The 17469-nt window shown below is 48.9% G+C and carries 20 protein-coding genes; 11 read left to right on the top strand and 9 right to left on the bottom strand.

Features of this window, described 5'->3' with window-relative positions:
• The first annotated feature begins 1 nt into the window (after position 1).
• On the top strand, positions 2 to 613 hold the full coding sequence (locus IQE94_RS09700; RefSeq protein ID WP_194016235.1) for a nucleoside recognition domain-containing protein: 612 nt from the start codon (positions 2 to 4) through the stop codon (positions 611 to 613).
• A 23-nt stretch (positions 614 to 636) separates the two neighbouring features.
• Positions 637 to 1185 carry a spore maturation protein gene (locus IQE94_RS09695; protein ID WP_194016237.1) on the top strand — a complete coding sequence of 183 codons (549 nt, stop codon included), beginning with the start codon at positions 637 to 639 and terminating at the stop codon, positions 1183 to 1185.
• 26 nt (positions 1186 to 1211) lie between these two features.
• Here the strand turns inward: IQE94_RS09695 and IQE94_RS09690 are convergent, their stop codons facing one another.
• Positions 1212 to 2198 carry a Gfo/Idh/MocA family protein gene (locus IQE94_RS09690; protein ID WP_223341815.1) on the bottom strand — a complete coding sequence of 329 codons (987 nt, stop codon included), beginning with the start codon at positions 2196 to 2198 and terminating at the stop codon, positions 1212 to 1214.
• 62 nt (positions 2199 to 2260) lie between these two features.
• Positions 2261 to 2956: a two-component system response regulator Rre1 gene (rre1, locus tag IQE94_RS09685; protein ID WP_212717833.1), complete on the bottom strand. Its 696-nt coding sequence runs from the start codon at positions 2954 to 2956 to the stop codon at positions 2261 to 2263.
• A gap of 352 nt (positions 2957 to 3308) precedes the next feature.
• On the opposite strand from rre1, the gene IQE94_RS09680 reads away from it, so the two are divergent.
• The 4 genes from IQE94_RS09680 to IQE94_RS09665 all read left to right on the top strand — a co-directional run bounded on the left by IQE94_RS09680 (position 3309) and on the right by IQE94_RS09665 (position 6948).
• Positions 3309 to 4493 (top strand): HhoA/HhoB/HtrA family serine endopeptidase, encoded by a 1185-nt coding sequence (locus IQE94_RS09680; RefSeq protein WP_212717831.1) that lies wholly within the window; start codon positions 3309 to 3311, stop codon positions 4491 to 4493.
• 32 nt (positions 4494 to 4525) lie between these two features.
• Entirely contained in the window at positions 4526 to 5038 is a 513-nt protein-coding gene (gene msrB / locus IQE94_RS09675; RefSeq protein ID WP_190597593.1) for a peptide-methionine (R)-S-oxide reductase MsrB, read from the top strand.
• A 127-nt stretch (positions 5039 to 5165) separates the two neighbouring features.
• Positions 5166 to 5393 (top strand): addiction module protein, encoded by a 228-nt coding sequence (locus tag IQE94_RS09670; protein ID WP_212717829.1) that lies wholly within the window; start codon positions 5166 to 5168, stop codon positions 5391 to 5393.
• Positions 5394 to 5508: 115 nt separating this feature from the next.
• Positions 5509 to 6948, top strand: coding sequence for a transglutaminase domain-containing protein (locus IQE94_RS09665; protein WP_223341814.1), 1440 nt, complete (start codon positions 5509 to 5511; stop codon positions 6946 to 6948).
• 20 nt (positions 6949 to 6968) lie between these two features.
• On the opposite strand, the gene IQE94_RS09660 is transcribed toward IQE94_RS09665, so the two are convergent.
• A complete protein-coding gene (locus tag IQE94_RS09660) occupies positions 6969 to 7289 on the bottom strand; it encodes an MgPME-cyclase complex family protein (protein WP_212717825.1) in 321 nt (106 codons plus the stop codon).
• Positions 7290 to 7381: 92 nt separating this feature from the next.
• The gene (locus IQE94_RS09655) at positions 7382 to 8107 is read right to left on the bottom strand and encodes a pyridoxine 5'-phosphate synthase (protein ID WP_223341813.1); all 726 of its coding nucleotides are present in this window, start codon (positions 8105 to 8107) and stop codon (positions 7382 to 7384) included.
• A 154-nt stretch (positions 8108 to 8261) separates the two neighbouring features.
• On the opposite strand from IQE94_RS09655, the gene ald reads away from it, so the two are divergent.
• Together ald and IQE94_RS09645 are read left to right on the top strand one after the other, a co-directional pair.
• Complete coding sequence (gene ald, locus IQE94_RS09650; RefSeq protein ID WP_212717820.1) at positions 8262 to 9344, top strand: alanine dehydrogenase; 1083 nt, start codon at positions 8262 to 8264, stop codon at positions 9342 to 9344.
• The gene (locus IQE94_RS09645; protein ID WP_212717818.1) at positions 9344 to 10795 is read left to right on the top strand and encodes an aminotransferase class I/II-fold pyridoxal phosphate-dependent enzyme; all 1452 of its coding nucleotides are present in this window, start codon (positions 9344 to 9346) and stop codon (positions 10793 to 10795) included. The genes ald and IQE94_RS09645 overlap by 1 nt, the downstream gene beginning before the upstream one ends.
• Positions 10796 to 10844: 49 nt before the next feature.
• Here the strand turns inward: IQE94_RS09645 and IQE94_RS09640 are convergent, their stop codons facing one another.
• From IQE94_RS09640 to IQE94_RS09630, 3 genes are read right to left on the bottom strand one after another with little or no spacing between them, the layout of a single operon-like run.
• Positions 10845 to 11186 (bottom strand): DUF5615 family PIN-like protein, encoded by a 342-nt coding sequence (locus IQE94_RS09640; RefSeq protein WP_212717817.1) that lies wholly within the window; start codon positions 11184 to 11186, stop codon positions 10845 to 10847.
• Positions 11183 to 11449, bottom strand: coding sequence for a DUF433 domain-containing protein (locus IQE94_RS09635; protein ID WP_223341812.1), 267 nt, complete (start codon positions 11447 to 11449; stop codon positions 11183 to 11185). Before IQE94_RS09635 ends, IQE94_RS09640 begins: the two co-directional genes overlap by 4 nt.
• The gene (locus IQE94_RS09630) at positions 11446 to 11736 is read right to left on the bottom strand and encodes a hypothetical protein (RefSeq protein WP_212717815.1); all 291 of its coding nucleotides are present in this window, start codon (positions 11734 to 11736) and stop codon (positions 11446 to 11448) included. Before IQE94_RS09630 ends, IQE94_RS09635 begins: the two co-directional genes overlap by 4 nt.
• Before the next feature lie 237 nt (positions 11737 to 11973).
• On the opposite strand from IQE94_RS09630, the gene IQE94_RS09625 reads away from it, so the two are divergent.
• The gene (locus tag IQE94_RS09625) at positions 11974 to 12150 is read left to right on the top strand and encodes a BrnT family toxin (RefSeq protein ID WP_370630539.1); all 177 of its coding nucleotides are present in this window, start codon (positions 11974 to 11976) and stop codon (positions 12148 to 12150) included.
• Between the two features lie 118 nt (positions 12151 to 12268).
• Positions 12269 to 12454: a hypothetical protein gene (locus IQE94_RS09620; RefSeq protein ID WP_223341811.1), complete on the top strand. Its 186-nt coding sequence runs from the start codon at positions 12269 to 12271 to the stop codon at positions 12452 to 12454.
• A gap of 23 nt (positions 12455 to 12477) precedes the next feature.
• Here the strand turns inward: IQE94_RS09620 and bchD are convergent, their stop codons facing one another.
• On the bottom strand, positions 12478 to 14505 hold the full coding sequence (bchD, locus tag IQE94_RS09615; protein ID WP_212717812.1) for a magnesium chelatase ATPase subunit D: 2028 nt from the start codon (positions 14503 to 14505) through the stop codon (positions 12478 to 12480).
• Between the two features lie 234 nt (positions 14506 to 14739).
• Between bchD and IQE94_RS09610 the strand changes: the two genes are divergently transcribed.
• Entirely contained in the window at positions 14740 to 16206 is a 1467-nt protein-coding gene (locus IQE94_RS09610; RefSeq protein WP_212717810.1) for a TM0106 family RecB-like putative nuclease, read from the top strand.
• A gap of 103 nt (positions 16207 to 16309) precedes the next feature.
• Here IQE94_RS09610 and IQE94_RS09605 read toward each other — a convergent pair whose 3' ends face one another.
• Complete coding sequence (locus IQE94_RS09605; protein ID WP_223341810.1) at positions 16310 to 17374, bottom strand: linear amide C-N hydrolase; 1065 nt, start codon at positions 17372 to 17374, stop codon at positions 16310 to 16312.
• Positions 17375 to 17469: the final 95 nt, after the last annotated feature.

Genomic DNA, 17469 nt, shown 5'->3' with positions numbered 1-17469 from the left:
TATGCTCAACTACATTTGGTTTGCAATTATTTTGCTGTCGGTGGTGGCCGGGACAGTAACGGGCAAAATTGACGCAGTGACCGAGGCTGCCATTGATAGTGCCGGGACAGCGGTGGAACTTTCCCTTGGCCTAATTGGCATTATGGCCCTGTGGTTGGGCATGATGAAAATTGCCGAAGCGGCCGGTTTAGTGGAACTAATTGCCAAGTTGGTCAGACCCATTACCCTCAAGTTATTTCCCGATGTGCCCCCGGATCATCCGGCGATCGGCTCCATTGTGCTGAATATGTCCGCCAATATTTTGGGACTGGGCAATGCGGCCACTCCTTTGGGCTTGAAAGCGATGCAGGAGCTAGAAGAAATTAACCCCCGTAAAGATACGGCCACCGATGCCATGTGTATGTTTTTGGCCATTAATACTTCCAGTGTGCAATTAATTTTGCCGGCTACGGTGGTGGGCTTAATGGGCACCGCGGCCAATGACATTTTTTTTTCCACCATTTTAGCTACGACCTGTTCCACTGTTACCGCCATTATTGCGGCTAAACTTTTAGCTCGGCTCAAAATTTTTGCTTTGCCTACTAACGTAGAACCAGAAGAAGAATTTAATTAGTTTGTTGGGTCAATTAAAAAACAATGCTGGAATCCGTCGCCGATATTTTTAACACCGGAGCAAAATATGTTATTCCCTTTTTGCTCTGTGGCATTCCCTTTTATGGCCTAGTAGTCAAAAAAGTTAAAGTTTACGAAGTTTTTGTCGATGGTGCCCAGGAAGGGTTCACCATTGCAGTACGCATTATTCCTTTCCTTGTGGCGATGCTAGTGGCGATCGCCATGTTTCGGGCTTCGGGCATGCTGGATCTGTTGCTGACGGTGCTTAGTCCAGTATTAAGCTTGATCAACTTTCCTCCCGATAACTTGCTTTTAGCCCTGATGCGTCCCCTTTCTGGTAGTGGTTCCTTTGGCTTGTTTGCAGATTTGGTGGAGCAACATGGCCCGGACTCTCTTACTGCTAAAACTGCGGCCACTATGTTTGGCTCAACGGAAACCACCTTTTACGTACTGGCAGTTTACTTTGGCTCAGTGGGCATTAAAAAAATTCGTTATGCTCTTCTGGCGGGGTTAATGGCCGACGTGGTGGGAATTTTTTCGGCGGTTTATATCTGCCAATTTTTGTTTGGTTAATTATTATTTAGTTAAGCTAAACAAAATTAATTTGCCACAGTGTTTTGGCAAGCTTGGGCACAAAGCTCCGCCACTTGCAAGGCGTATAAACTCGCATCTAAATCCACATAAAGGGACTTGCCAGTAGTCAAATAATCCAACACCGCTTCCGTATCCTGTTTAAATAGTCCCCGACGACTACCAACGGTAATCTCGGTTGCCGTTTGGGACTGAATTAACTGCCCCGTTTCCCCCACAAAAATTAAAGTGCCTTGGTTGCCGTGGAGGGTAAAAGTCCGCTCATTCTGGTGAAATACTTCCCCCTTGCCGTAGATAACCTCTGCTTTTAAACCACAGTCAAACTGAAGATAGGCCGTAGCTAAACAGGCGCGAAAATAATCTGGATTAGGCTGGGGCCAAAAACGGCATTGAGCATTAACTTGTTGCACCGTACCGAATAAATCCGTAAACCGGCTGATGCGGGACAAGGCCGCCACCAGGGGAAAACCAAATTGTTGATGGTGATAGGTCCAGCGCTGGGGAGCGGGATTTTGTCCCATGATGGTGCTGTAACGGGCATAGAAAACCTCACCAATTTTGCCTAGGTTCTGGCGAATGGCTTGGTGTACTCCCCCCAACAGTTCAATATGTTCCACATGCAGTAATTTCCCCTTTTCCTGGGCTAACTGTTGTAGTTTTTTGCCCATGACATAGGTCAGAGCCAGGGGATATTCCAACACCACATGTTTCCCTGCTTGTAAGGCCGCCTCGGCGATCGCCCCGTGGAGCTGGTTAATGGTCGCAATGAGCACTAAATCTATCTTTGGGTCATTAACTAATTCTTGCCAAGATTGCCGGGGGCTAACCCCAAAAGTATCCGCAAATTTAGCCGTATTGGCCTCACTGTTCCCCCAAAAGCTCACCAACTGACTACGGCGATCGCCTTGGAAAACTTCTGCTCGGCGTTGGGCCGCATAGCCAGTACCGACAATTCCTACCCGCACCGGTGTAGCAACAGCAAAATTTTCAGACATAGTACCTTGGGAAAAATCAAAAAAGACCGGTTCAACCAATAATTGCTGTGACCTGATTAGGGTTATTCTGTCAGACCGTGTTGCAGAGCAAAACGAACTAATTCAGTGCGGCTATTAGTCCCAGTTTTGGTGAATAAACGACTGACATACTTTTCCACGTTACGGACACTGGTCTTTAACTGGGCCGCAATTTCCTTGTTCATTAAGCCTTGGGAAACCAAATCTAAAACGCTCTGTTCCCTGGGGGTAAAATCCAGCTTGATCGGCGACGGGGTAGTGTGGATGCCGCTGGGTTGGCCAATTTGTTCCTTCAAGGCACGGATTTCTTGGTAAATTTCCTGTAACTTAGCCGACTCACTGCCCGCATCACTACTGGCCTGTTGGCGGGCTAACAAATTGCGGATGATCGCCTCCAACTCATCGGGGTCAAAGGGTTTGGATAGAAAAGCATCACAGCCAGTTTGATAACCCTGAATGCGATCGCCAGTCATACCCCGGGCCGTGAGGAACACCACCGGCAGGGACTGGAAGCGGGCATCTTCCCGGAGCCTTTGCAAAAACTGATAACCATCCACCTGGGGCATCATAATGTCGGAAATTACCAAAGCAGGCAAATGGTGCTGGAGGTAGTCCCAAGCTTCCGTGGCATTGGCCGCTAAGTCCACCTTAAAATCGCCACTATCTTCTAGGAATGCCTGCACGGATTCCCGTACACCGGGTTCATCATCAACTAACAACAGGGAAATGGGTTCTGCCATGGCGGTAATGCAGTCATGCAAAGGGAAAGAGGGCCGTTTAGTAGGAGGCGATCGTAGCAGGTTGCCAGACTGGCTGATTCCTCCCCCCATCAGCCTATCACGGGGGATAAACTCGGGAAAAACTAGCCTGTGGGGCAGTAACACCCAGCCGACCCAGGTTTGGGCAATCCATTCTTAAGAAACCGTTGAGAAACTTCCATTCCTGCCCTTAAAGCTTGCTTGGGCTGGTCTATCATCTAAAAACCGGTGGTGTGGAAAAGCTTTTTGCACGGATTCTTAGATAAAATCGCCCCTGTTAAAATGGCAAAAGTGAAAATTTCTGTAAATCCTTGCTAATGCGTATTTGGAGACGATGAAATATCCCACCTGGTTACGCCGCATCGGCGGTTACTTATTGGCTTTTGCAGTGGGCACTGCTTTTGGTATCGCTAATCTGCCCCATGGGGTGGCGGCGGCGGACAACTTAGCCCCAGCTTCCATGGTCACAGCCCAGGCATCGGTTCCGCTGACAACAGAAAGTTTTGTGGCGGCGGCGGTGTCCCGCACAGGGTCGGCGGTAGTGCGTATCGACACGGAAACGGTGGTAACCCGTCGCACTGATCCCATTTTGGATGATCCGTTTTTCCAGGAATTTTTTGGTAGATCCTTCCCCGTGCCTCCCCGAGAAAGGCGCATTGCTGGGCAGGGTAGTGGCTTCATTATTGATAACAGCGGTATTATCCTCACCAACGCCCATGTGGTGGACGGTGCTAGTAAGGTAGTGGTGACCCTCCGGGACGGCCGCACCTTTGACGGTCAAGTGCGGGGCACCGATGAAGTAACAGATTTGGCGGTGGTGAAAATTGAGCCCCAGGGTTCTCCTCTGCCGATGGCGCCCTTAGGCACTTCCAGCAATCTGCAAGTGGGGGACTGGGCGATCGCCGTGGGCAATCCGGTGGGACTGGATAACACAGTTACCCTGGGAATTATTAGCACTCTCGGGCGATCGGCTGCCCAGGCGGGGATTCCTGATAAGCGGGTGGAATTTATCCAAACTGACGCCGCCATTAACCCTGGTAATTCCGGTGGCCCTTTGCTCAATGCCCGGGGAGAAGTGATTGGTATTAATACCGCCATCCGGGCTGATGCCACTGGGATTGGGTTTGCCATTCCCATTGATCAAGCTAAAGCGATCCAAAATACTCTCGCCGCCGGTGGTACGGTGCCCCATCCCTACATTGGGGTGCAAATGATGAATATCACGGTGGACCAAGCCCAGCAAAATAATCGTAATCCCAACTCCCCTTTCATTATTCCGGAAGTGAATGGCATTTTGGTAATGCAGGTACTGCCTGGAACCCCCGCTGAAAGAGCCGGTATCCGTCGGGGAGATGTAATTGTGGCGGTGGACGGTACTCCCATTAGCGATGGTGCCCGTCTCCAGCGCATAGTAGAACAAGCCGGTCTAAACAAAGCTCTCAAACTTGAACTGCTCCGGGGCGATCGCCGTCTAAGCCTAACCGTACAAACTGCCCAACTTCGTAATCCCACCAGTTAAGTTTCCCGTACCTCACCCATCCAACTTTCACCATGAAAAGACGTTACCTTTTAGAAGTGGGCACCGCTTCCCTAGGGGGCATCTGGCTCTCTCAGTATTTAGGATCCGCCCAGTCGAAACAACAGCAACCTCTACCCATGACTAAGACTCAAGAAACCTTCCCCATCACCAAAACCGATGCCGAGTGGCAAGCCCAGTTGAGCCCGGAAGCTTACAAAGTGTTGCGTAAACATGGCACCGAACGGGCCGGCAGTAGTCCCCTGGACAAAAACTACAAAGCCGGTATTTATGAGTGTGCGGGTTGCGGCACCCCCATGTTTACCTCGGAAACTAAATTTGACTCTGGTACGGGCTGGCCCAGTTTTTACCAACCCATTGAAGGGGCAGTGGGCTACACCACCGACCGCTCCTTTTTTATGACCCGCACCGAAGTCCATTGCAGTCAGTGCGGCGGCCATCTAGGCCACGTTTTTGACGATGGCCCCCAACCCACCGGCAAGCGCTATTGTATGAACGGTGTTTCCCTCAAATTTGTCGGAGCTTAAAACTAGTTTTTATGGCGATCAGTACCGTCTAAACTGCATAAAAGTTCCATTGCTAGGATTGGTGAACGGTATGATTTTTAACAATCTGTTGACCATTCCTATGCGACCTGCAAAACTCCCATAGACTATGAACAGTCATCCCCTCCTCAAAGTCGAAATTTCTCAACTCAGCATCGCTGAGCGCATTCAACTTGCGGAAGACCTCTGGGACAGCATTCTGGATTGTGACGATAAGTTATTTTTGACGGATGCTCAAAAGCAAGAGCTTGATAGCAGATTGGCAAACTATCAACAGGACACGACCACTGGATCAAGTTGGGATGAAGTGAGACAAAGACTTGGTATTTCTCAATGACTTACAGAATTATCATAAAAAAACATAAAATCTATTCTTCTCTGAAATAAATATGTAACACTTATTTTTCCCTTTCTTTCAACAATTTTACCCTTACCACTAATTTTGTAATTCCGTGGCTCCTCACCGTTCCCAAACCCACTCCGTTCGCCGTTATCAGAAAGTTAAGCCCCGTCAATCTTCTAAGGGCAGTTTGGTGATGGGAATGGTACTGCTGGGTTTGGTGGGGGGAGCCATGTGGTATTTCAGCCCCAGCGGTGGTTCCAAAAGTTTGCCGCCCGTTAACCTGGGGGCGATCGCCGATAAGTTGCCCCAGGGTATCAACCCCAAAACCCTTGTGGTAACCCAACGGGTGGAGAATCCCATTGCTGGTAATACCGCATCTTTTTCTGGGGATGGGGGGGAAAGATTAGATAATTTGGCTCGTACAATTGTTTACCAAGGTAATTCCGTTAAAGAATTGGCTGCCTTAATCAGTCCCTTGGCCAACAATGACTGGGAAAAAGCCCGCTTAGCCTATAGCTGGATTACCCAAAATATTGTCTACGACGTGCCCATGGCCGAAACCCGCAACATTGATGACCTCCGACCGGAGACGGTGCTTGCTCGGGGGGAAACCATCTGCTCTGGCTACTCCAATTTGTATCAGGCCCTGGCTAAGGAATTGGGGCTAGACGTGGTAATTATTGAAGGCTTTGCCAAAGGGGGAGATGTGATTGTGGGGGATGACCCCGACGTTAACCATGCTTGGAATGGGGTCAGCATTGACGGCCAATGGTATTTACTTGATACCACCTGGGGAGCAGGCATTGTTAGCAATGGTAAGTTTGAGGCTAAATTTAACCCCAACTATTTTGCGACGCCGCCGGAACAGTTAATTGTTAGTCACTTTCCCCGGGAGACCCAATGGCAATTACTGCCCCAACCCTACGATCGCCAAACATTTGATCAGTTACCAGCCCTCACCCCTAGATTTTTCCGGGATCAAATAGCATTAGTTAGTCATCCCCAAAATGACATCGTAGCCGGTGGGGATTTGGAAGTAACCCTCCGCACAGGGAACGATGTACAAGTGGTGGCCCAATTGATGAATAACAACGGTCAGCCTCTGGATAAGCAATATACCCTCAGCCAAAGTCAGCGGGGGCAAGTAACGGTCAATGCCGCCTTTCCCCAACCGGGGGAATATAAGTTATTAATCCTGAGCAAAAACTCCCAGGAAGAAACCTATTACCAGGCGATCGTCTATGATGTGACAGCCCAGGGATCAGGACAACCATTTCCGAGCACCTATGGTACCTTCAGCGAAATGCAAGTAAGGCTAATTTCCCCCCTGGGGCGGACTTTACCTCAAAACCAGGCCAGCTATTTCCAAATTCAGGTGCCGGGGGCAGAAACAGTGGTATTGGTGGACCAAGATCGACGGGAACTAATTCCCCTCAACCGCACAGGGGATATTTTTACCGGCTCGGAGACCATTCGCTTTGATAACGTAACCGTAGCGGCCCAATTTCCCGGCAGTAACCAGTTTTGGAGCTTAGTGGAATACGAATAGAGAGAGTTTGAAAAACTCCCTTAACCCAGGGAGGCAAGGGGGTCGGGAATGGTATCAGACGGAGCTTCAAATTCCCCGGTGAGGACATATTCCAACCGCAGTTTGACCCAGACAATAAAAGACTTATTGGTAGAAATAATCGCTACATTTTTTTCAGGAGCTTTCGCCTTGGCTTCGGCCAGTTCCAGTGTATTAATAAAGGCTGGTTGAATGACTTGCCAAAAGTCAATTTCCTTATTTTTTTCAGCATAATCCCGTCGCCGTTCCTTCAGCACCTCTTCAAAGGGTTCCTCTTCCAGGAGAAATTTTTGACTTGCCAAAGCGTAATAATAGGTAGCCATATAGTTTGTTTTATAACTAATAAATACTGATTGACTATACCGCTGGGTAGGATCGTCAATGCCCAACTTTCCACCCTACCATGGGCTTGGCGCTAAAATGGCAGGCCCAACATGGCTAATTTCATTTCCCGCACTGCCCTTTCCATGCCCACCAGAATGGCTCGGCTCATGATGCTGTGGCCAATATTCAATTCTTCCATGCCCGGTAATTCCGCCACGGGACGCACATTCCAATAGGTCAGTCCATGGCCGGCGTTGATGCGTAGCCCCAGTTCTAGCGCAATATCACAGGCAATGGCCAGGGAGCCTAATTCCCTGGCTTGGTCGTCGGCAGTGGGGGCATTGGCATATTTGCCCGTATGCAATTCGATAAATTTGGTTCCGCTCTGGGCGGCGGCTTTCAGTTGGGGCACATCGGGGTCGATGAAAAGGCTAACGGGGATCTGTTGGGATTGCAACTGCTCAACCACCCCAAACAAATAGTCCAGGTTACCAGCCACGTCTAAACCCCCTTCCGTGGTCACTTCTTCCCGCCGTTCCGGTACTAGGGTGACGTAGTCGGGCTTCAATTTGAGAGCAATGCCTACCATTTCCTTGGTGGCGGCCATCTCTAGGTTTAAATGGGTACGCACCGTTTGGCGCAATATTTCCACGTCTCGTTCTTGGATGTGGCGACGATCTTCCCGTAAATGGGCTGTAATGCCATCGGCTCCGGCTAGTTCGGCCAACACAGCGGCGGCGATCGGGTCTGGCTCCACCGTTTGACGGGCTTGGCGAATAGTGGCTACGTGATCGATGTTGACCCCCAATGTTAGCAAGGCAAACCTCTCAATGATTTTGTTGATCTAAGCAGACTTACTATTTTAAGGGAATTTACGGCCAATCCCTAGTTGCAGTCCTAGTCCATGGCATCGGTGGAAATGTCTGATTTAATAGGGGGGTTGGCATAGTATCCCCCTTGCAGAGATCGGTATGGAAATTGGTGTTCCCAAGGAAATTAAAGACCAGGAATTTCGGGTGGGGCTGACCCCCAGTAGTGTGCGAGCATTGGTGGCCCAGGGCCATGAGGTCTTTGTGGAACAAGGGGCCGGAGTAGGTTCTGGTTTCCCCGATGGGGCCTATGCAAAGGTGGGAGCCCAGTTGGTTACGACCGCCAAAGAAGCTTGGCAGAGGGAACTGGTGGTGAAGGTGAAAGAGCCTCTCCCCAGGGAATATGAATATTTAATTCTGCCTAAGTTGTTGTTCACCTATCTCCATTTAGCAGCAGAACGTGCCCTGACCGAAGCTCTAATTAAATCCGGCATTACGGCGATCGCCTACGAAACGGTGGAACTGGCCAATGGTCAATTGCCTTTGTTAGCGCCCATGAGTCGCATTGCCGGGCGGTTGGCGGTGCAAATGGGGGCCCATTACCTGGAAAAACAACAGGGTGGCCGGGGAGTTTTATTGGGGGGCGTGCCCGGAGTCAAAGCAGGGCAGGTGACTATCCTCGGGGGCGGCGTTGTCGGTACAGAGGCGGCCAAAATGGCGATCGGGCTGGGGGCTGTGGTGACTATTTTGGATGTCAATGTGGATCGTTTAAACCAATTGGGGGAATTATTCGGCTCCAGGGTGGATCTGCGTTACAGCAATGCCAGCGAGATTGAAGAGCTATTACCCCACACCGATTTGTTAATTGGAGCGGTATTAATCCCTGGAAAACGGGCCCCTGTTTTAGTGTCTCGCTCCCAAGTAGAGCAAATGTTACCGGGGGCAGTAATTATGGATGTGGCGATCGACCAAGGAGGCTGTGTAGAAACTTTACGGGTTACATCTCACAGTGAGCCCAGTTACCTGGAGGCGGGAGTAGTCCATGTGGGTATTCCTAATATGCCTGGGGCCGCTCCCTGGACAGCCACCCAAGCGCTGAACAATAGTACTTTGCCCTACGTGTTGAAATTGGCCCACCAGGGGAAAAAAGCTTGGGAGAATGATGTGCCGTTGGCCAAGGGAGTTAATGTCCAGGCAGGAAAATTAGTGCAGCCGGCGGTGCAAACTGTTTTTCCTGATCTGTAATGGCTAGTTTAGATCAACAGGATTTACCCCTAGCGAATGCGCTGAAAAACCTTGCCCAGCAGTCGGACACCCCTTTTTACGCGCCGGGCCATAAACGGGGTCAGGGTATTGCCCCTGCATTTAAACAATGGTTAGGGCCAGCCCTATTCCAAGCTGACTTGCCGGAATTGCCAGAGCTGGACAATCTGTTTGCTCCCAGCGGGGCGATCGCCAAGGCCCAGGAGTTAGCGGCGGATTTGTGGGGAGCAGAACGAACCTGGTTTTCTGTTAATGGTTCTACGGCGGGCATTGTGGCGGCAATTTTGGCCACCTGTGGCGATGGGGATAAAATTCTCTTGCCTCGGAATGTGCATCAAGCGGCGATCGCTGGAGTAATCCATGCCGGGGCTGTACCAATATTTTTGCAACCGGAAGTTTACGCTGATTGGGATTTGGCTTTGGGGATTAGGCCAGAAACCCTATGCCAAGCGCTACAAAAACATGACGATGCCAAAGCGGTATTTTTGCTCCATCCTACCTACCATGGCGTTGTGGGGGACTTACAGAAGTTAGTCGAATTGAGTCATGGGGCTAATTTACCTGTCATTGTTGATGAAGCCCATGGGGGCCATTTTCCCTTTCATCCCCTGTTCCCTAGACCAGCTTTGGAATTGGGGGCAGACATTGTGGTCCAATCCACCCATAAGATGTTGGGAGCTCTGAGCCAGTGCGCCATGGTACACGCCCAAGGCAGTTTGATTAATCCCCAAAAAATCAGTCAATGTTTGCAATTAATTCAATCCACCAGCCCCAATTATGTTTTGCTGGCTTCCCTCGATAGCGCCCGACACCAAATGGCCAATGGTGGACGAGAAATGATGACAAAAATCTGGGAATTTGCCCTCCATTACCGACAAAAATTAGCTCAAATTCCGGGGTTAGTTTTATTAGAAATTTCCCAACCTTATTCCGGAGCTTTAGCCCTCGATCCCACCCGCATTACCATCGATGCGACCGCCTGGGGAATGTCCGGATTTGAATTAGATGATTTTCTGCGGGAAAAATTTCAAATTACAGCGGAATTGCCCACCCTACGGCAGTTAAGTTTTATCGTCAGCATTGGCAATCAAGTCCAGGATTTAGCTCGTTTATTAGAAGCTTTAACTCAGTTAGCGCCCACGAGTTTTCAACAACCGCTTCAATTAACTTTACCCCCCTTACCTAGTACTACCCTGGCCATGACTCCCCGTCGAGCCGCCCATGCTCCCCAAAAACTAGTAACCGTTAATGAAGCCATTGGGAAAATTAGTGCTGGTCTGCTTTGTCCCTATCCCCCCGGTATTCCCGTCCTTGTCCCCGGAGAAATTATTACCTCGGAGGCGATCGCCTTTTTGGCAGAAGTTTTAAATTTAGGTGGTACCATCAGCGGCCTAGCTAGTGAGGAACTAACCTACTTGGCTGTGGTGAATTAAAAAAAGTCTGCTGATTGATATCGCAAGCATTTTTCTTTGATGACTAATCTCATCTAAATGATTCTATACGATCTCGATAAACATTAATTAATTTATGATCAACAGCTAATTTTTCAATCTCCAGCCAAATTTGAGAAAGAAATTCCTTAAATTCTTTTTTACGCATATTACCAAAACGTAGATGAATAACTTTTGGTGGGAAAGAATCGATTATTATTCGATCAGAAAAATCAGCGTCTTTAGTAATAATTACCAGGTCATTTTCTTTGGCATATTGCCAAATTTCTGTATCTCTAAGACTCTCTCCCAACACTGAGACGTGAATGATAGGGAAGGAGGATCTTAGTTGAAGTTTAGCAGGCAAATTTTCGTCAAATAAAAATCCTTTCATACAATTTTTTTGATTTCAAAATGGTTACCCATCAGCTTTGCGGCAAACTGCATACAAGCATAAATATCTTCCCTTGTTAAGGCTGGGTAATCTTCCAGAATATCTTCTGGAGAATCTCCTGCTCCTAAAAATTCCATTATGGTTTGTACCGTAATCCTGGTTCCGACAATGGTAGGTTTACCGTTGCAAATATCTGGGTGGATAGTGATTCGGTTCTGCATGGTGTTTATGTTTTTGATAAAGTTACAGTCAGACTGTTTCATTCTTCAGGTAAATCACCGATGCCGGTAATTGCGTCCAAAATAATTGTTAACTTTGCCTGTAGTTGATTAAATTGATGATCCATTCGATCTAGCCGTGATTCCAGGTGATCAAATCTGGTATCAAACTGATCAAACCGAACGTCCATATGTTTTTCCATCACCGAAAATGCTTCGCTTATGCGTCCATCTGGTTCTATGGCTAACTCAAGGGTTTTTATTCTCTCCATAGCATTGACCAATTGCCTTCTCAATTGATTAATATATTTATTATATTCATGTTCACTCATGGATAAAACTCAGTTGTTCAGCAGAATGAAGAGTTTTACTTAGGCTAGATCATAGAAGGCATTTTATTGCATGTCGGCGATCGCCTGGCAGGTCATGGAAGCAATGCCTTGGCCAGTGGCTTTGGGTAATTGGTGGTATTTACTAGGTCATAGCTTGCTTGGTAAGCTTGGTCGTTGAATTTGGTTTCCCAAACTGTATTAGTAGTGTTGGGACTGTGTCAGTCTGGACAGAAAAAAATGATGCAATTTGAGTGGGACTTGGCAGAAAAAAAGCGTAATATCACTAAACATGGAATAAATTTTGGGGAAGCCGCTACAGTCTTTAGCGATCCGTTAGAGTTGACCATCGCTGATCCCGATCATTCCTTTAATGAGATGAGGTGGTTAAGCATTGCTCACTCATCTAAAAACTGATTGTTGGTTGTATCATATACGGAGAGAGAAGGACGCATTCGGATTATTAGTGCACGTCCAGCAGTTCCAGCAGAAAGGAGACAGTATGAGTCCAACTAATGATCATGAAGAAGTTCCCATGCGTGACGTTTATGATTTTTCTGGTGGTGAGCGGGGCAAACATTATCAAGCCTATCGTAAAGGAACAAATATCGTACTTCTCGACCCTGATGTGGCGGCAATATTCAAAGACTCAGCGACGGTCAACTTAGCCCTACGTAAATTGGCGGCGGTTGAGCCAGATTTTGTTGATTCAATTCGCTAAGAAGCTCTGGGGTAAAAGGCATTTCATTGCATGTCGGCGATCGCCTGGCGGGCCATGGAAGCAATGCCTTGGTCAGTGGCTTTGGGCAGTTGATAATACTTACCCCCAGCTTTTTGGGCTAATTCTTTGCCGAAGCCGGTGGAAACAAATTTTTTCTCCGTGTTAATAACCAACAATTGCATACCTAAACCCCGAATGCGGGCGGCAATTTCCAACAATTCTGCTTTAATGTCAGGCTTTTCTCCCTCAGGAATTTCGTCCCCCAAGGAACGGGCTAAGGGGATATTACCCCGACCATCGGTGATGGCTACGATTACTACTTGGCCAATGTCCCCAGAACGCTTAGCATTCATGCCCACATTCACTGCCTGCATTAAGCCGTGGGAAAGGGGAGAACCACCGCCACAGGGCAACGTTTCCAGCCGTTTTTTGGCCATGGCAATGGAACGGGTGGGGGGTAGTAATACTTCCGCATTTTCCCCCTGGAAGGGAATAAGGGAAACCTGATCTCGATTTTCGTAGGCTTCTGTCAGCAATTGCATCACCGCTCCTTTGGCGGCCTGCATACGATTCAACGCCATGGAGCCCGACGCATCCACCAAAAACACAATTAATGCCCCCGCTTTTCGTACCAGTTTTTTGCCCCGAATATCTCCCTGCTCCACAATTACTTGGCGATCGGGATGGCGCAGGCGGCGGGATTTTTGATAGGGGGAAGCGGCCCGCAACGTAGCATCAACGGCAATGCGGCGGACTTTTCCCTTGGGTAAAATTGGTTTGAGATAACGGCCCCGGTCATCGGAAAAAATTACCGAGCGACTACCGGACTTACCTTGTTTCTGGGCCATCTGGGCAAAGTACAGCACCGAAGGATCTAGACTGACCCCTTCTGGATCAAAAATGAATTCTTCGGGAATGCTGGGGGGATCTTGCTCTGCTTCCGATTCATTGTCTTTGTCGTCTTCGTTGTCGTCCTGTTGATCTTCTTGCTCTTCTTCCCCTTCGTCCTGATTTTGGGGTGGTGGTGGCGGCGGCGCCTGGTCTGGGGGGGGAGGATTATCCATCAACACACTACGGGGGACGATGACCAATTCCACTGCTTGCCTTAGGTCATCAGCCTGTACGTCACTGCGTCCATCCAAAGCGGCGATCGCCTTAGCTACCCGCATGGCAAACAATTCTCCCCGATGGCCCTGGAGACCACCCCGGATCGCTTCCTCCACTAGGTAACCCACCTGATCCGAAGTCAGACTTACTTCCTTGAGCCATTCCCGAGCCAGGATAATGGTGGTTTTGAGGTCGTCCAATTCAGCGTCGTACTGGTCAATAAAACTAATGGGAGAATCGGCATAGGCTAGCACCTGATCCACCGCCGCCACCCGTTGATCCAATCCCAAAATGCCGTCCGCACTTAAGGCGATCGCAATGCGGTCCAGTAAATGGCGCCGCAACGGCCCCTCTTCCGGGTTATAAGTAGCAATCAATAAAGGCTGGCAGGGATGCTGAAAACTAATGCCCTCCCGCTCAATCTGGTTTTTGCCTTCCGTGAGCACCGTTAATAATTGGTTGGCAATCTGATCATCCAACAAATTCAACTCGTCAATGTACAACACGCCCCGGTGGGCCTGGGCCAGTAATCCCGGCTGAAATACTGCTTCCCCCTGTTTAACGGATTTTTCCACATCCACCGACCCCAGCAAGCGATCTTCCGTTACCCCCAACGGAATTTGAATAAAGGGAGCGGGAATGACCTCGGTTTCCAACTGATCCAGGGGAACATCGGCGAATTTTTCTAGGGTGTCATCGTCCCAACTGCCGGGATTTTTCGGGTCGCATTGGTAACGATTGCCCTTAATAATTTCAATGGGGGGTAACAGGGTGTGAATTGCCCTGGCCATGACCGATTTCGCTGTGCCCCGCCGTCCCGCAATCACAATGCCCCCCAACCCTGGATCGATCGCCCCTAGGAGTAGGGCTAGTTTGATCGCTTCTTGGCCAACGATCGCCGTAATCGGGAAATTTAAGGGGATAAAAGGGGTCAGGGTGGTCATGGAGAATAAACTTTACCGACAGGAGACATAGTTGAGCAACAAGTTAACATCATCCCTGGTGGGGCAGGACTTCTGCAACTTTTTTCGGATTCGTAGAATAATGGGGGGTAACTTGGGCAAAATCTCTAGACTTGTGAACTTTGTGGATGATCTCAGTGAATTTCCCCGTCAGCATCAAAACCATTGGGGGATAACCACCCTAAATAATTGCCGTCCGCCAGGAACTGGGCCCCTATGCTAGTTACCGATACCCTCCTGCTGGACTATAAACGCTGTCAACGCCGAGCCTATCTCAACACCCACGGCTCCAGTGAAGAACGCCGCCCGGAGCGGGATTTTTTGCTCAAACTACGCCAGGAAAGCCAAAGACATATCCAAGAAGTTCTGGAGGAACAATTTCCCCATTACCGAGAACCGGAAACCCCCACCCAGTTCGGCCAGGAGCGGGCCCAAGAAACCAAAACCTTAATGTCCCAGGGGGTGGATTGCATTTATCGGGGTTATCTTTACCACAGTCTGCCAGTCAATTTAAACACCGACAATAACGGTCATTTACCAATACTGGAATTGTTGGGTCATCCCCATCTATTGGTTAAAGTTGCCGGTGAATCCCGTTGGGGGCCATGGCAATATCGGCCAGTGAGTATCCAGTTGGGTCGCCGGCCAAAGCCAGAATACAAAATTCTAGCCGCTTTCTATGCCCAGTTGTTGGCGGTGCATCAAGGACCATTGCCCCGTTGGGTGGAAATTATTCTGCGCCGGGGTAATTCTTACTCGGTGGATTTGTGGGAATGGTTGCCCCGCTTTCACCAAACCCTAGCCGATTGTGTACAAACCCTAATTCACCAACGGGAACCAGAGGTATTTATTTCCCGCCAACGGTGTAATCTCTGCCACTGGTATAACCATTGCTACGCCATTGCCCAAGAGCAACAGCACCTTTCCCTCGTCCCCGGAGTCACCCCCAGCCGCTACGAATCCTTGCAAACGGTGGGAGTATTGACCATTGACTCCCTCGCCCGACTCCAGGCCACTCAGGTGGGGGAATTAATGGGCACGGCGATCGCCAGGCAATTACAGCAACAGGCCCTGGCCTTGGTGGAAAAACGGGCCATGGTGAAGGAGCAAAAAGTCTATCCCCTACCCCGATCACCAGTGGAATTATATTTCGACATTGAGGCAGAACCGGAGCGAAACTTGGACTATTTACTCGGCGTAGTGGTGGTTAATTATCGGGAAAAAACAGAAAATTTCTATGGCTTTATGGCTAAAGATCCCGCAGAAGAAGGCCTCATCTGGCAACAATTTGTGCAATTAATCGAGACCTATCCCGATGCTCCCATTTATCACTTTTCTGAATATGAACGGGAAACCATTAAACGGTTGGGGAAACTCTATGGCACACCGTCTAAATTGCGGGAGCAAATGTTGGGACAGTGTGTGGATTTGCACCATTACGTCACCAGCCATGTGATCTGTCCGGTGGAAAGTTATTCTCTCAAATCCCTGGCTAGTTGGTTGGGTTTTCAGTGGCGGGATGCCCAGGCCAGCGGTGATCAATCGGTCTGTTGGTATGACAATTGGTTAACCACTGGCGATCGCCAATTTTTGGAATTAATTTTGCGCTACAACGAAGATGATTGCCGAGCCACCTGGGTTTTAAAGGATTGGTTAACGGATTTTTTAGGTGGCTCATACTGATTTAGACCCTTAAACTTTTTCCCTCGATCTCCAATAAAAGCGGGGCAGTTATTTTTAGCTTCCGGCCATATTGGAGAATCAAGATTATCTGACTAACAGGTTATCAAAAGGGAATTTTTGTTACCCGTACAAATTTATCTGTGACATTCCCCGATAACCCCAGGTCATCAGGATCAAGACTTAACACCGTTGCACCAGAGACAAAATTAAGCTGGTCTAGGTTAACCCAAATGACATTGGGACTCGTAGTCAATTCAAAAAAGTAACGGCGATTGGTTAGATCAATGGCAGTGCGATATTCGGTGTTATACAAGGAGCCAGGAAGATTATTAGGCGCACCAAAAGGAACAGAGACATTACGGGCAATGGATAAAATACCAGCAATGGCTTCCTGTTCAGTTTTCGGCTCTGGTAACATCATTTGGTAGTAGCTAGCCCGAACAAAACGATCCTTGGGATCCACGTTGCCAGGCAAAAGAGTTTGGCGGGTGGCATTGGTAAAGTCCCACGTTTCTAGGAATTTTAACTGCTGATCGTAGGGGGGATCATTGGTCATTACCCGATACTCTGGGCCGTGGTGGACGACTAAATTACCCTCCACATATTCCAAAATGGCAGAATCCCCGCTGGCGTCCTCAATAGCTAAATGCACCGTTGCTTTCATGTCGTCAAGGGCAACCATCACTGGCTGAATCTCCTTCATTAAGGCCAGGGCTTCCTCCACAGAGGCGGCATTGTCTAACAAATACTGTCCCCACAGTCCCGCCTGCACTCCCGCTTTCTTGGGGTCCCGAGGTCCAAAATCCGTCGCTGTTAGGTAGAGCATATGCATACCCAGCCCCTTTTCATTCAAACCATCCACCGTGCCCATGCCATAGACTGTCGTCACCACACTGCCATATTTGGAAGTCCATTGGGCTGGATTGTCTTTCACCACCAACATATCCCCCAACATGCCCCCATTCCTTTCGATGCCCCGGGGAAAAACCATCAACTCAGGCTCGGTGGATTCTGGCCAATCCATGGTCCGGCCGACCACCACAGCGAATTTGTTATTGTTCCACAAAATTCTGGTGCAAGCCTGGGCCGCTGGGGGCCAAAGGGTAATCTGTAGCACCACTGCCACTAGTATAGCTGTTGTAATATTAGTGAGAAACTGAATATTCATTGTCTTTGTCAACTGTCTAGTGTTCACCAAGATTTTAAAGGATGCCCATCGGGCGATCGCCCCGACCATTACCCAAATTCAGAAATTCATAGTCT

Origin of the sequence: Synechocystis sp. PCC 7339, assembly GCF_019924095.1 — a bacterium.
Classification (GTDB): Bacteria; Cyanobacteriota; Cyanobacteriia; order Cyanobacteriales; family Microcystaceae; genus Synechocystis.
The sequence above is the reverse complement of the archived record's forward strand: the minus strand, read 5'-3'. Positions and strand labels throughout refer to the sequence as shown.